Here is a 13,941-nt window from a genome sequence, read left to right as displayed (position 1 = left end):
CGTCACCGCCCCGCCTCCACCCGCTCGCGCGGCGCGGCGGCCCCGGCGGTGCCGAACTCGCCGTCCAGGTAACGCCGGAGGGTCTCGCGGCGCTGCACCTTGCCGCTGGACGTCTTCGGCAGCGAGCCGCGCCGGACCAGCAGGATCTCGTCGGCCTCCAGGCGCTGGTTCTCGTGCACGGCCAGTCTGATCCGCTCGCGCAGCCGGTCGCCGCCGCCGCGCAGCGTCCGGCCGTCGGCCTCCACCACCAGCACCAGGCGCTCGCGGGCGCCGTCGTCGGCGGAGAACGCCGCCGCGCAGTTCGGGTGCAGGCCGGGGTCGGCGCTCTCGGCGGACAGTTCGATGTCCTGCGGGTAGAAGTTGCGGCCCTGCCGGATCACCACGTCCTTGATCCGGCCGGTGACGAACAGTTCGCCGCCGTGCCGGAAGCCGAGGTCGCCGGTGCGCAGCCAGGTGCGCTCCTCGGCGCGGTCGGCGCGCCGGGCCCGGAAGGTCGACTCGGACTCGTCGGGACGGCCGTGGTAGCCGTCCGCGACGCACGGCCCGCTCACCCAGATCTCGCCGACCCGCCCGTCCGGGAGGGTGGTGCGCGCCCCGGGGTCGACGATCCGCACCACGCTGTCGCCGACCGCCGCGCCGCAGCCGACCGCCGGGACCGCCCCGGAGCCGTCGGGCCGGACACTCCGGTCGGTGTCGGTGTCGGTGTCGGTGTCGGTGCCGGTGCCGGTGCCGGTGCCGGATGGGGACGGGGATGGGGACGGGGAGTCGGATGCGGTGCCGGGGACCTCGACGGCGCGGCCCGCCCGCAGCTCCTCGGCGGACAGCCACAGCACCGTCGGCGGCCGGTCCTCGGGGCTGCCGGTGGCCTTCAGGGTGTTCTCGGCCAGGCCGTAGCCCGGGCACATCGCCTCCGGCCGGAAGCCGGCCGGGGCGAGGGTGTCGGTGAAGAACCTGACGGTCTGCCAGCGCACCGGCTCCGCGCCGTTCGCCGCCACCCGCCAGGAGGACAGGTCGAGACCCGGCGGGAAACCGCTTTCCGCCGCCGTCTCCGCGACCGCCCGCGCGCACAGCTCGTACGCGAAGCTCGGCGCCGCCGCATGGGTGCCGCGGAACCGGGAGATCGCCTCCAGCCAGCGTGCCGGGCGGCGGATGAACGCCTCCGGCGCCATCAGGTACGACGGGATGCCGGCCCACAGCGGCAGCACCACGCCGAACAGCATCCCCATGTCGTGGAAGAGCGGCAGCCAGTTCACCACCACGGCGTCGCCCCGGCACGGCCACAGCCGGTCCGTCTCGTCCACGTTGGCGCCGAAGTTGGCGTGGCTCACCCGGACGCCCTTCGGCGTGCCGGTCGAACCCGAGGTGTACTGCAGCAGCGCCGGTTCCGCCGCCCCGATCGGCCGCGGCCGCCACCCGGCGAGCGCCGCCGGGTCGTGCCGCTCGGCGGCCGCCGCCAGCGAGGCGGGGTCGTGCAGGGTCAGCCCGGTCAGCTCGGGGGACGTGCCGAAACGATCCTCCAGGTCCCGCTTCACCTCCGCCGTGGTCAGCACCAGGGCCGTCCCGGCGTCGTCCGCGATGGCCCGCAGCCGGGCCAGGCCCCGGGCCCTCGACGGCACCTGGACCGGCGCCGCCGCCACCCCCGCGTACATGCAGCCCAGCAGGTCCGCCACGAAACCGAGTCCGGACGGGTGCAGCAGCAGCACGCTGCGCCCGGCCAGGCCCAGTGCGGACAGCCGGGCGGCGACCTCCCGCGCCCGGACGTCCAGCTGACGGTAGGTCAGCGTCTCGGCGACGTCCTCGCCGTTGCGCAGGAAGGCGTACGCCGGCCGGTCGGGCTGCTCGGCGGCCCGCCGGGCCAGCACGTCCGGCAGGCTCGGGAGCACCCGCGGCGCGGCCGGGCGGCCCGGCGGTGCCGGGAGCGGACCGGCGACGGCGGGCGGGCCCGGAAGCGGGCGTGGGCGTGGGCGCGGCACGGCGCCGGGAACGCGATCGGTCATCTCAGGCATCCTCATTCGCTGCGGGCCGGGCCGGGCGGGCGGCCTGGGGTCAGGCCGCCACCAGGTGCACCGGAAGGCGGGTCAGGCCGTGGAACTGGTAGGAGCGCAGCCGTCCGGACGGGCCGGCCGGGACGAACTCGGCCACCTGCTCCACCAGGGTGTGGAGCATCAACTCCACCTCCAGCAGGGCGAGGTGGCGGCCGATGCAGAAGTGCGGTCCGCCACCGCCGAACCCCAGGTGCGGGTTCGGGTCGCGGCCCACGTCGAAACGGAACGGGTCGTCGAAGACGGCCTCGTCGCGGTTGGCGGAGGTCAGGTGGGCGACCACCTTGTCGCCCGCCCGGATCAGCTGCCCGCCGAGTTCGACGTCGGTGACGGCGGTGCGCCGGAACACCTTGGTCGGGGTCTCCCAGCGGACCACCTCCTCCGCGGCGGTGGTCACCAGCGACGGGTCGGCCTTCAGCCGCGCCCACTCGTCCGGGTGCGCCATCAGGGCCTGCACGCCGCCCGCGATGGCGTACCGGGTGGTCTCGTTCCCGGCCACCGCGAGCAGCACGAAGAAGGCCTGGAACTCCTGGTCGGACAGCTGGTTGCCGTGCGAGTCGGGGGCGACCATCCGGGAGACGATGTCGCCCGCCGGGCAGCCGCGCCGCTGTTCGCCGAGCACGGACGCGAACCGCCCCATCTCCCGGGCGGCGGCCCGGGCGGCGACCGCGCCGCCGCCCTGTGGGTCGGCCTCCGCCGCGATGCCCTTGGACCAGGCGAACAGCTTCTGCCGCTGGTCCCGGGGCACGCCCATCAGCTCGGCGATCACCGAGATCGGCAGCTCGGCGGCGACCGCCTCGACGAAGTCGACCTCGTCGCGGCGCAGCGCCTCGCCGACGATCCGCTCGCACTCGGCGGCGATCCGGTCGCGCAGCCGCTCGACCATCCGGGGGGTGAAGCCCCGGTTGACCAGGCTGCGCACCCGGCTGTGCTGCGGCGCGTCCTGATTGATCATCATGAGTCGCTGCATGCCGACGGCGACCTCGTCGTACTCCATGGGCTGGGCGCCGGCCAGCCCGGAGGAGAACAGCTCGGGCTTCCGGGCGATCCAGGACACGTCGGCGTGCCGGGTCACCGCCCAGTGCCCGGTGGGCAGTTGCGGGTCGGGCTGCCAGTGCACCGGCTCCTGGCTGCGGAGCACGGCGAAGTCGTGGTGCGGCGGGGTGGGCACGTACCGGTCGGGGTCGAACACGTCGATGTCGAACGGGTCGGGGTCGAACGGTGCCTCGGGGTGCGGGGACATGGTGAACTCTCCTCGGACGTACGTCTGCTGACGGTGCGACGGTCCGCGGCCGCGGGGGCGGCGGCGGAACGCGTCACGAGGTGCGGCTCGGTCGGTCGACGAGGGTGCGCGGTGCGGGAGCGGGTGCGGTGGTGCCGTGAACTCGTCCTCCGGGCAAGGGAGTCGGGCCGGGTGGGTCGGCCCGGTCGGTTCGGTCGGGTGGTCGGTTCGGTCGGGTCAGACCGCGAGGGCGGGTTCGCGGTCCTCGGCGAGCGGGCGCAGCCACTTCTCGCCCAGGCGGGCCCGGGTGGCGGGGTCGGTGACGCCGAGGCCGGGGCGGTCGGCGAGGCAGAGCACGCCGATCTTGCCGGTGTGGCTGTTGGTCTGGACGAGCCGGGCGGCCTCGCCGACCTCGGCCAGCGGGTAGCTGCGGGACAGCACGGGGGCGAGCAGGCCCAGCCGGTACAGGCGCATCATCTCGGCGGCCTCGCCGAGGTTCATGCCGTGACTGCCGATGATCCGCTTCAGGTTCATCCAGAAGTAGCGGTTGTCGAAGGTGTGCTGGTAGCCGGTGCTGGAGCCGCAGGTGACGACGGCGCCGCCGCGGCGGGCCGCGATCACCGAGATGCCGAAGGTGGCCTTGCCGACGTGGTCGAACACCACGTGCGGGTCCTCGCCGACCTGCGCCCGCACCGCCCGGCCCAGCCGCTTGGCCAACTCCACGGTCTCCTGGGCGGATTCGGGGGCCTTGCCGATGCCGATCTCCTCCCGGTTGATCACGAAGTCGCAGCCCAGCCGGCGGACCAGGTCGGCCTTCCGCTCGGAGTTGACCACCCCGACCGGGATGCCGCCGCCGTTCTTCACCAGCTGCACGGCGAACGCGCCGAGCCCGCCGGCGGCGCCCCAGATCAGCACGATGTCGCCCTGCTTGATCCGGGCGCCGTGCTCGCCCACCAGCATCCGGTACGCGGTGCCGCCGCAGAGCGGGATGCTCGCGGTCTCCTCCCAGGTCAAGTGCGGCGGCTTGGCGACGAGTTGGCTGGCCCGCACCACCGTGTAGTGGGCCAGGCCGCCGAAGTTGGTCTCATACCCCCACGCCTTCTGGTCGGCGCCGAGCATGCCGTCGGTGTGCGTCACCGCGTCCTGGTCGTCGACCACGGCGGTGCTCACCGCGACGTGGTCGCCGACCTGCCAGCGCCGCACGCCGGCGCCGGTGCGCACGATCACGCCCGCCGCGTCCGAGCCGATCACCTGGTGGGGCTGGTCGTGCCGGGCCTGCCAGCCGCCGGAGCGGGCGAAGCGGCGCAGCGCGTCGAAGGTCGACACCGGCTCGAAGGTCGCCGACCAGACGGTGTTGTAGTTCACCGAACTGGCCATCACCGCGACCAGGACCTCGTCCGGCGCGAGCTCCGGCAGCGGCACCCGGCCGACGTGCAGCGAGCGCCGGACGTCCTTGTCCGCAACGCCGCGAAACATTTCGACATCTTGCCGAAGCAAATGTGCTGCGGTGTAATCCTTCGGCAATGGAAGGCGCGCCAACTCCTCGGGCGGAGCGTCGCGCAACACTGCTTCGGTCAACTCGTCCATCTGCATTCCCCTCGCCGCGCTCGGCGGCAATCAGGCAGGTCGGAAAGGCCGTTTTCGACGCTACGTGAGACCCCTCGGGGCTGAGAACCCCTAACGCTCCGCACTCCGGGAAGTTCCACATACAGCCAGGTCAGCGTGTTCGTTCAGGGGTTCGAAGCGAGGGCGGGGGCCCATCCCGGGGCGGTGTCGGGGGTTCGAAATAGGGGTGGACCGGAATTGCCCGGACTGCCGATACTTCACAGGACACGCAGCGCCCCGGAAGAACCGCCGGGGGAATTGCCCCGCGCACCGGGTGAACGATCCGGGCGAACGGACGGGGATCGTACGGAAATCGCCCCGCACCGCCCGCGGGCCTGCCGCAGAAAGGGTGTCGACGCCACCATGACCAGCCAGCGACCGCCCGCCGCCGACGCGTCCGACCGGGCCCCGGAGCCCGACCCGCGCCGCCCGGCCCAGCCGCCCGCGGCACCGGGAGCGCCCGCGGACGTGGCGGCCCCCGGGGTGCCCGCCGACGCGGTCGCGGTGGTCGGACTGGCCTGCCGGCTGCCCGGCGCCCCCGACCCCGAGGCGTTCTGGGCCCTGCTCGCCGAGGGCCGCAGCGCCGTCGGCCGTCCCGCTGCGGGCCGCAGCGCCGTCGGCCGTCCCGCTGCGGGCCGCAGCGCCGTCGGCCGTCCCGCCGCGGGCCACGGCCCGGATCACGTCCCGGATCACGGCCTCGAACCGGAGCGTGGCTTCGACCCCGGGCTCCCGCCCGCCGCCCTGCTCGACCGGGTCGACGGCTTCGACGCCGAGTTCTTCGGCCTGTCCCCGCGCGAGGCCGCCGAGACCGACCCCCAGCAGCGACTGCTGCTCGAACTCGGCTGGGAGGCCCTGGAACACGCCGGGATCGTCCCCGCCGACCTGCACGGCACCCGCACCGGCGTGTACATCGGGGCGATGGCCCACGACTACCGGCTGCTCAGGCACGGCCAGGACGCCCCGCCGCCCGGCCGGCACACCCTCACCGGCCTCAACCACGGCCTGCTCGCCAACCGGATCTCCTACACCCTCGGCCTGCACGGCCCCAGCCTCACCCTCGACACCGCCCAGTCCTCGGCCCTCACCGCCCTGCACCTCGCCCACCGCGCCGTCCGCGACGGCGACTGCGAACTCGCCCTGGCCGGCGGCGTCAACCTGATCCTCACCGACCGCAGCACCGAGGAGGCCCGGCAGTTCGGCGGCCTCTCGCCCGACGGCCTGATCCGCCCGCTGGACGCCGACGCCAACGGCTACGCCCGCGGCGAGGGCGCCGGACTGGTGGTGCTCAAGCCGCTGTCCCGGGCCCGGGCCGACGGCGACCGGGTGCTCGCCGTGATCCTCGCCAGCGACACCAACCACGGCGGCGCCGCCACCGGCCTCACCGTCCCCGACGCCGAAGCCCAACGCGCCCTGCTGGAACGCGTGCTGCACAGTTCGGGCCGCCGGGCCGCGGACGTCCAGTACGTCGAACTGCACGGCACCGGCACGCCCGTCGGCGACCCGGTCGAGGCCGCCGCCGTCGGCGCCGTCTACGGCACCGGACGCCCCGCCGACGCCCCGCTGCTGGTCGGCTCGGCCAAGGCCAACGTCGGCCACCTGGAGGGCGCCGCCGGGATCGTCGGCTTCCTGAAGACCGTCCTCGCCCTCGCCCACCGCCAGGTCCCCGCGACCCCGCACCACACCCGCCCCAACCCCGCGATCCCGCTCGACCGCCTCGGCCTGCGCGTCCCCGACACCCTGCGGCCCTGGCCCGATCCGCGGCGGCCGCTGCTGGCCGCCGTCAGCTCCTTCGGCATGGGCGGCGCCAACTCCCATGTCCTGCTGGCCGAAGCACCCGAAGCACCTGAAGCACCTGAAGGGGCCGAAGCACCCGAAGGGGCCGAGGCGACCGCCGCCGGCCCGGACCTGCCGGTGCTGCTCTCCGGCCGCACCCCCGCGGCGCTCCGCGCCCAGGCCGCCCGGCTCGCCGAACACCTCGACCGGCACCCGGAGTCGACGCCCGACCGGATCGCCCCGGCACTCGCCGCGCACCGCACCCGGTTCCGCCACCGGGCCGCCCTGTCGGTCCGCGAACGGGACGAACTCCGCACCGAGCTGCGCGCGTTGGCGGACGGCCGCCCCGGGCCCGGGACCGTCCTCGGCACCGCCCCGGCCGACGGCCGGGCCCGCACGGCCCTGCTGTTCTCCGGCCAGGGCAGCCAGCAGGCCGGCGCCGGACGCGAACTGTACGCCGCACAGCCCGTGTTCGCCGCCGCCCTGGACGAGACGCTGGCCGCGCTCGACCCGCACCTCGACCGGCCGCTGCGCGACCTGCTGTTCGCCGACCCCGACAGCGCCGACGCCGCGCTGCTCGACCGCACCGAGTACACCCAGCCCGCCCTGTTCGCCTGGTCCACCGCCCTGCACCGGCTGGCCCAGTACCACGGCCTGGCGGGCGAGTTCGTCCTCGGGCACTCCGTCGGCGCGATCGCCGCCGTGCACGCCGCCGGAGCCCTTCCGCTCACCGACGCCGCCACCCTGGTCACCGCCCGGGCCCGCCTGATGCAGGCCGCCCGCGCCGACGGCGCGATGATCGCCGTCCAGGCCGCCGCCGCCGAGGTGCTGCCGCTGCTCGCCGCCCACGGCGACCGGGTCGCGCTCGCCGCCGACAACGGTCCCGACGCGGTGGTGCTCTCCGGCGACGCCGGACCGGTCGCCGAACTCGCCGCCCGGTTCGCCGAACTCGGTCGCCGCACCAGGACGTTGCGGGTCAGCCACGCCTTCCACTCCGCGCACATGGACAGCGCCCTCGACGAGTACCGGCGGATCGCCGCCGGCCTGCGCTTCGGCCCGCCCCGGCTCACCGTGGTCTCCGACCTCACCGGCGCCCCCGCCACCGCCGAAGAGCTCGGCTCCGCCGACTACTGGGCCCAGCACCTGCGCCGCCCCGTCCGGTTCCGGCAGGCCCTGCGCACCCTGGCCGAACTCGGCGCCACCGCCTACGCCGAACTCGGCCCCGGCCAGGTCCTCGCCGCGCTCGCCCGGCAGAACCACCCGGCCGCCGGGGCCGGGGAGCGCTCCGTCGCCGTCCCGCTGCTGCGCGGTGGCGGTGGTAGTGGCGGGTCCGAGGTACTCGGCTTCCGCCGGGCGATCGGCGAACTCCACGTCCACGGCGCCGACCTGGCCCGGCCGAAGGCGGCGCACACCGACCTGCCCGGCTACGCCTTCCAGCGCGAGCGGCACTGGTTCGCCGCCCCCGACGCCCCCGCCGCTTCCGTCGTTCCCGACGGCAGCGTGCGGTCCGCCGCTCCGCAGCGGTCGACACCGCCACCCCTGGCAGTCGAACCCGCCCACCCGGCACCGGAGTTCGGGCTGCCCGAGGTGCTGGAGGTGCTGGCGGCCGTGCTCGGCCACCGCGACGGCGCGCGGGTCGACCCCGACCGCTCGTTCCGCGAACTGGGCCTGGACTCGCTCGGCGCGGTCGAGTTCGGCGAACGGCTCGGCGAGCGGATCGGCCGGGCGCTCCCCGGCACCCTCGCCTACGACCACCCCTCGCCGCGCGCGGTCGCCGAACACCTCGGCGGCGCACGGGAGTCGGAGCCGACCCCGGAGGAGCCGGGGGACCGGTCCGAGGAGCCGGTGGCGATCGTGGCGGCGGCGGGCCGGTTCCCGGGCGGGGTGGACTCGCCGGAGGCGCTGTGGGAGCTGGTGGTGAACGGTGGTGACGCGATCGGTCCGTTCCCCGTCGACCGGGGTTGGCCGACCGACCTGCACCACCCCGAGCCGGGACGGCCCGGGCACACCTACGCCACCGGTGGTGGGTTCCTCTACGACGCGGCCGAGTTCGACGCGGAGTTCTTCGGTGTGTCGCCGCGGGAGGCGGCGGCGATGGACCCGCAGCAGCGGTTGCTGCTGGAGGTGGCGTGGGAGTCGTTGGAGCGGGCCGGTATCAGGCCCGCCGAACTGCGCGGCACCCGCACCGGCGTGTACGCCGGACTCACCCAACTCGACTACGGCCCGCGCCTGCACGAGCCCGCAGCCGGCCACGAAGGCCACCTGCTGACCGGAAGTACCGTCAGCATCGCCTCCGGCCGGATCGCGTACACGCTGGGCCTGGAGGGCCCGGCGGTGACGGTGGACACGGCGTGCTCGTCCTCGCTGGTGGCGATCCACCTGGCCGCGCAGGCGCTGCGCAGTGGCGAGGCGACCCTCGCGCTGGCGGGCGGCGTCACCGTGATGTCCACCCCGGGCATGCTGACCGAGTTCGGCCGCCAGCGCGGCCTGGCCGCCGACGGGCGCTGCCGCTCCTTCGCGGCCGGGGCGGACGGCACCGGCTGGGCGGAGGGCGTGGGCGTCCTGGTGCTGGAGCGCCTCTCCGACGCCCGCCGCAACGGGCACCCCGTGCTGGCCGTCATCCGCGGCAGCGCGATCAACAACGACGGCGCCTCCAACGGCCTCACCGCGCCCAACGGCGGGGCGCAGCAGCGCGTCATCGCGGACGCCCTGCGCCGCTCCGGGCTGACGGCCCGCGACGTGGACGCGGTGGAGGCGCACGGCACCGGCACGGTGCTCGGCGACCCGATCGAGGCCGGGGCGCTGGCCGAGGTCTACGGCCGGGCCCGGGCGGCGGGCGACGAACCGCTGTGGGTGGGCTCGTTGAAGTCGAACGTCGGGCACATGCAGGCGGCGGCGGGTGTGGGTGCGGTGATCAAGACGGTGGCGGCGTTGCGGGCGGGGGTGCTGCCGAGGTCGCTGCACGCGGACGAGCCGTCGCCGCTGGTCGACTGGGACGCGGGGGTGTCGCTGCTGACGGAGCAGCGGGCGTGGCCGGAGACCGGGCGTCCGCGCCGGGCCGGGGTGTCCTCGTTCGGGATCAGCGGTACCAACGCGCACCTGATCCTGGAGCAGGCCCCCGAGGAGGAGACGTCCGAGGACGAGCCGTCGGTGCTGCCGGTGCTGCCGCTGGTGGTCTCCGGCCGCACCGCGCAGGCCCTGCGCGCCCAGGCCGGGAAACTGCTCGACGGACGTGGACTCGCCCCCGCCGCACGGGCGCTGGCCGCGACCCGGACGGTGTTCGAGCACCGCGCGGTGGTGCTCGGCGCGGACGAGGCGCAGTGGCGGGCCGGACTGGCGGCCGTCGCCGCCGGGCAGCCCGCCGAGGGCGTGCTGACGGGGGAGCGGGCCGACGGCGGCACGGCGGTGCTGTTCACCGGCCAGGGCAGCCAGCGCCCGGGCGCCGGGCGGGAGTTGTACGACACCTTCCCGGTGTTCGCGGCGGCCCTCGACGAGACCGCCGCCGCCTTCGACGGACTCCTCGAACAGCCGCTGCTGAAGGTGCTGTTCGCCGCGCCCGGCACCGTGGACGGCGACCTGCTGCAGCGCACCCGGTACGCCCAGCCGGCCCTGTTCGCGCTGGAGACCGCGCTCTACCGGCTGGTCGAAACCGTGTTGCCCGCACCGGAGTTCCTGGCCGGGCACTCGGTCGGCGAGATCACCGCCGCCCACCTCGCGGGCGTGCTCACCCTCCCCGACGCCGCCACCCTGGTCGCCGCCCGCGGCCGCCTGATGGACGCCCTGCCCGAAGGCGGCGCGATGGCCTCGATCGAGGCGGCCCACGCGGAGGTCGAGGCCGAACTCGCCAACCTGGGCGGGCAGATCGCCGTCGCGGCCGTCAACGGCCCCCGGGCGACGGTGGTTTCGGGCGACCGGGCGGCCGTGGACGCCGCCGTGGAACGCTGGCGGGCCCGCGGGCACCGCACCACCCGGCTGAAGGTGAGCCACGCCTTCCACTCGCCCCGGATGACGCCGATGCTGGCCGAGTTCCGCCAGGTCGCCGAACAACTCGACTACCGCGAACCGGCGTTGCCCGTGGTCTCGAACGTCACCGGACGACTCGCCGAGCCCGGCGAACTCACCGACCCCGAGTACTGGGTGCGGCACGCCCGTGAGGCGGTCCGCTTCCACCAGGGCCTGGAGACGCTCCGGGCCGCGGGCGTGCGGCGCTTCCTGGAACTCGGCCCCGACACCGTCCTCGCCGCCCTCGCCGCCACCGCCCTCGCCGACACCGGCCCCACCGGCCCCGGGGTGCCGAGCAGCGGCACCGCCGTGGCCGTCCTGCGGCGCGGCCGCCCCGAACTGCCGACCCTGCTCGGAGCGTTGGCGGCCCTGTACGTGGACGGCGCGGACGTCGACTGGGCGCGGCTGCTCGGCGGACGCCCCGCCGGGCCGGTCGACCTGCCCACCTACGCCTTCCAGGGCCGCCGCCACTGGCTGGACGCCCCGCCCGCCGGAGCGGCCGGCACCGGGCACCCGTTCCTGTCCGCCGAGGTGGTCCTCGCGGACGGCGCGGGCGCCGTCCTCACCGGCCGCCTCTCGACCCGCAGCCACCCGTGGCTGGCCGACCACGCCGTCGCCGGGACGGTCCTGCTGCCCGGCACCGGCCTGGTCGAACTCGCCCTGCGCGCCGGGCGGTCGGTGGCCACCCCCGTCCTCGCCGACCTGACCCTCGAAGCCCCGCTGCTGCTGCCGCCCGACCTGGCCGTCGAACTCCAGGCCACGGCGGGCCCCGCCGACGAACGGGGCGCCCGCCCGGTCGCCGTCCACTCCCGCCCCGCCGGGTCCGGGCCCGACACCCCGTGGACCCGCCACGCGGCCGGCACCCTCACCCCGTCCACCGGCGAGCAGGCCGACGAACAGGCCGGGGAGCAGGCCGACGAACAGGCCGGGGAGCAGACCGGGGAACGCCCCGCCCTGCCCGAGGACGCCGGGCAGCTCTACGCCGAACTCGCCGACGAGGGCTACGTGTACGGCCCCGCGTTCCGCGCCGTGACCGGCACCGCGTCCGACGGCGTCCGACGGAGCGCCGACCTGCGGCTGCCGCCGGACGCCGCCGGGGACGGGTTCGTCCTGCACCCCGCCCTGCTGGACGCCGCGCTGCACCCGCTGGTGCACGGCCGGGGCGACCGCGGCACCGGCCGGATCGCCCTCCCGTTCGCCTGGAGCGGCGTCACCCCGGGCCCGGCCGCCGACGCGGGGACGGCCCGGGTCCGGATCACCCCGACCGGCCCGGACCGGGCGCGCCTCGACCTGCTCGCCGAGGACGGCCGCCGGGTCGCCACCGTCGAGGAGCTGACGCTCCGCGAGGTCGAGGCGGCCCGGCTCGGGACGCGGGACGCCGCGGCCGCCCGCGACCTGCTGCGGACCGAGTGGCGGCCCGCCACCGCGACCGGCACGCCCCCGCGCTCGGTGCTGCTGCCGGGCGACCCCGGGGACGCCCGGACGGCGGAACTGGCGGAGGCGCTGCGCGGCGCGGGCGCGACCGTGCGCCACACGGCCGGGGGACCGGCACCGGACGTGGTGCTGATCCGGCTGCCCGCCGTGACCGGCACGCCACTGGACGCGGCCCACGCCGCGACGGCGGCGGCCCTCCGGGTGGTGCAGGGGCCGGTGGCCGACCCCGCCCTGGCCGGGGCCCGGGTCGTGGTGCTCACCGACGGCACGGCCGACGGCACCGGACCCACCGCCCCCGGACCCGACGGCACCGGCCCCACCGCTCCCGCGGCGGCCGCCGTCCGGGGCCTGCTCCGCTCCGCCCGGGCCGAACACCCCGACCGGCTGGCCCAGCTGGACCTGGACGGCAGCCCGGCCTCGCTGCGGGCCCTGCCCGCCGCGCTGGGCGCGACCGGCACCGAACCCGAACTGGCCCTGCGCGAAGGACGGTTGCTCGCCCCCCGGCTGGTCCGGGCGGGGACGGCCGCCCCCGCGGCGGCCCGCCCCGGCGCGGCTGCCCCCGACCCGGACGGCACGGTGCTGATCACCGGCGGCACCGGCGCACTGGGCGCCCTGCTGGCCCGGCACCTGGTGCGCACCGGCCGGGCCCGACGGCTGCTGCTGGTCGGCCGACGCGGCGTCAACGCCCCCGGCGCGCCCGAACTGCTGGAGGAACTCGCGGGGTTGGGCGCGGAGGCGACCGTGGCCGGCTGCGACGTCGCCGACCGGGACGCGCTGGCCCGGCTGCTCGCCGACCTGCCCGCCGACCGGCCGCTGACCGCCGTCGTGCACGCCGCCGGGGTGCTGGACGACGGCCTGGCCGCCACCCTCACCCCCGAACGGCTGGCCGCCGTCCTGCGCGCCAAGGCCGACGCGGCCTGGCACCTGCACGAGCTGACCCGGGACGCCGACCTCGCCGCGTTCGTGCTGTTCTCCTCGGTCGCGGGCGTCCTCGGCACCGCCGGGCAGGCCAACTACGCGGCGGCGAACGGTTTCCTGGACGGCCTGGCCCGCCACCGGGACGCCCTCGGCCTGCCCGCCGTCGCACTCGCCTGGGGCCTGTGGAGCGGCCCCGGCGGCATGGGCGACCGCCTCGACGGCACCGGCCGGGCCCGGTTCGAACGGCTCGGCCTGGCCCCGATCACCCCCGACCACGGCCTGGCGCTGTACGACGCCGCGACCGGGCGCGGCGAGCCCGTCCTCGTCCCCGCGCCCACCAGTGCCGCCGCCCTGGCCCGGCTCGCCGACAGTGGTGAACTCCCGTCACTGCTCGCCGAACTGACGGAGCGCCGGAAGGTGGCAGGCCCGGCGGGGGCGGCCGCCCCCGCGCTCGCTGCCCGGCTCGCCGGGCAGCCCGCCGAGGCCCGGCCCGCGCTGATCGCCGACCACCTGCGCGGCATGGTCGCCGCCGTGCTGGGCCACGCGCCCGGCGAACTCGGCGAGCACCGCGGCTTCCTGGACCTCGGCGTGGACTCGCTCACCGCCGTCGAACTGCGCAACCGGCTGGCCGCCGAGAGCGGCCTGCGACTGCCCGCCACCCTGCTGCTCGACCACCCGACGATCGGCCGGCTCACCGCCCACCTGGCCGGGCTGTTCACCCCCGAACGGCCCGCCCCCGACCCCGGACGGCTGCGCGCCGGGATCGACGCCCTGGCCGCCGCGCTGCCCGTCCTCGACGACACCGAACGGGCGCCGCTGCTCGCCGAACTGCGCGACCTGCTGGCCGGATTCGGCCCGTCCTCCGACCTGGAGACGGCCACCGACCAGGAGATCTTCGACCTGATCGACCTGGAACTCGGCATCACCGGCAACGAGGAGAACTGA

4 protein-coding genes are annotated in these 13,941 nt (G+C 76.4%); 1 reads left to right on the top strand and 3 read right to left on the bottom strand.

Annotated features, from left to right (window positions below):
- Window positions 1-2 precede the first annotated feature (2 nt).
- The 3 genes from ACIQBJ_RS33365 to ccrA all read right to left on the bottom strand — a co-directional run bounded on the left by ACIQBJ_RS33365 (window position 3) and on the right by ccrA (window position 4,851).
- Window positions 3-1,997: a fatty acyl-AMP ligase gene (locus tag ACIQBJ_RS33365; protein ID WP_400718293.1), complete on the bottom strand. Its 1,995-nt coding sequence runs from the start codon at window positions 1,995-1,997 to the stop codon at window positions 3-5.
- Window positions 1,998-2,046: 49 nt separating this feature from the next.
- Window positions 2,047-3,285, bottom strand: coding sequence for a cytochrome P450 (locus ACIQBJ_RS33360; RefSeq protein WP_400718291.1), 1,239 nt, complete (start codon window positions 3,283-3,285; stop codon window positions 2,047-2,049).
- 216 nt (window positions 3,286-3,501) lie between these two features.
- Window positions 3,502-4,851: a crotonyl-CoA carboxylase/reductase gene (gene ccrA / locus ACIQBJ_RS33355; protein ID WP_400718289.1), complete on the bottom strand. Its 1,350-nt coding sequence runs from the start codon at window positions 4,849-4,851 to the stop codon at window positions 3,502-3,504.
- Between the two features lie 381 nt (window positions 4,852-5,232).
- Here ccrA and ACIQBJ_RS33350 point away from each other — a divergent pair, with 381 nt between their 5' ends.
- On the top strand, window positions 5,233-13,941 hold the full coding sequence (locus ACIQBJ_RS33350) for a type I polyketide synthase (protein ID WP_400718286.1): 8,709 nt from the start codon (window positions 5,233-5,235) through the stop codon (window positions 13,939-13,941).

The sequence above is a fragment of the Kitasatospora sp. NPDC088391 genome (assembly GCF_044753345.1).
Taxonomy (GTDB): Bacteria; Actinomycetota; Actinomycetes; order Streptomycetales; family Streptomycetaceae; genus Kitasatospora.
The sequence above is the reverse complement of the archived record's forward strand: the minus strand, read 5'-3'. Positions and strand labels throughout refer to the sequence as shown.

Coding starts and splice junctions, on each gene's coding strand:
- ACIQBJ_RS33365 (WP_400718293.1), bottom strand. CDS start 1,997: ATGACCGATCGCGTTCCCGGCGCCGTGCCGCGCCCACGCCCACGCCCG.
- ACIQBJ_RS33360 (WP_400718291.1), bottom strand. CDS start 3,285: ATGTCCCCGCACCCCGAGGCACCGTTCGACCCCGACCCGTTCGACATC.
- ccrA (WP_400718289.1), bottom strand. CDS start 4,851: ATGGACGAGTTGACCGAAGCAGTGTTGCGCGACGCTCCGCCCGAGGAG.
- ACIQBJ_RS33350 (WP_400718286.1), top strand. CDS start 5,233: ATGACCAGCCAGCGACCGCCCGCCGCCGACGCGTCCGACCGGGCCCCG.